The organism is Peptoanaerobacter stomatis (assembly GCF_000238115.1).
GTDB lineage: Bacteria > Bacillota > Clostridia > Peptostreptococcales > Filifactoraceae > Peptoanaerobacter > Peptoanaerobacter stomatis.
Window position 1 is genome coordinate 1 of the sequence record NZ_JH414591.1, and the last position, 945, is coordinate 945.

The 945-nt window shown below is 32.0% G+C and carries 1 pseudogene; it reads left to right on the top strand.

Annotated elements, in window-relative coordinates:
• Positions 1-96 precede the first annotated feature (96 nt).
• Positions 97-926 (top strand): annotated as a pseudogene (locus HMPREF9629_RS11225) (IS30 family transposase); the annotation flags it as partial.
• Between the last annotated feature and the right edge of the window lie 19 nt (positions 927-945).

Sequence of the window (945 nt, forward strand, 5' to 3'; positions counted from 1 at the left end):
AATATAAGTGCAACACCTAATAAAAAATAATGACTCATAAAACAAAAACTTGTATAATAGAGTTTGCGAAAATAAAATACAAGGAGTTGATATTTTATGAGTCATTACACTCATCTTAGCATAGAAGAAAGAGAAAAGTCAAGAGTTATGTTAGAACAAGGTATAAGTATACGTGCTATAGCACGTATACTTGTTCGCTCGCCCTCAACCATATCTCGTGAATTTAATCGTAATTCATATGCTAGCGGTTCTTATGCCGCTCATCATGCTCAAAAAAAGTATCTTAAAAGAAAATCTAAATGTGGTAAAAAAGCTATATTACAATCTAATGAACAAGCTAAAAACTACGTTATTGATAGACTTGACTTAATGTGGACTCCTGAGCAAATATCAGGTAGAGCAAAGTTAGAAAAACAACCTTTTAGTATTTCATATAACACTATTTATAGAGCTGTCCATTCAGGTATTTTACCTATAGATATAAAGAAGAAAATGAGATTTATGAATAAACATAAAAAACGTAAATCTTCTAATGATAACAGAGGTAAAATACCCAACACCATTAATATTTCTCAAAGACCATCAGGTTGTATAAATAGAAGTAGGTTTGGTCATTTTGAAAGTGATACGGTACTTGGTATGAGAAAAACAGGTCTACTTGGAACTCACGTAGAAAGAAAGTCAGGCTTGTAGCATTTAAGTTAGAAACTAAAACAGATACTGAGTTTAGTAGCAAGACCATTCAAGCATTTGAAAACATACCTAAAAAACTTAAAAAGAGCTTCACAGTAGATAACGGTAAAGAGTTTGCAATGCATGAATACATTAAAGAACATACAGGAATGGACGTATACTTTTGTGACCCATATTCACCATGGCAAAGAGGCACAAATGAAAATACAAACGGACTACTTAGACAGTTTTTTTCCGTAGAAAGGTAGTTCA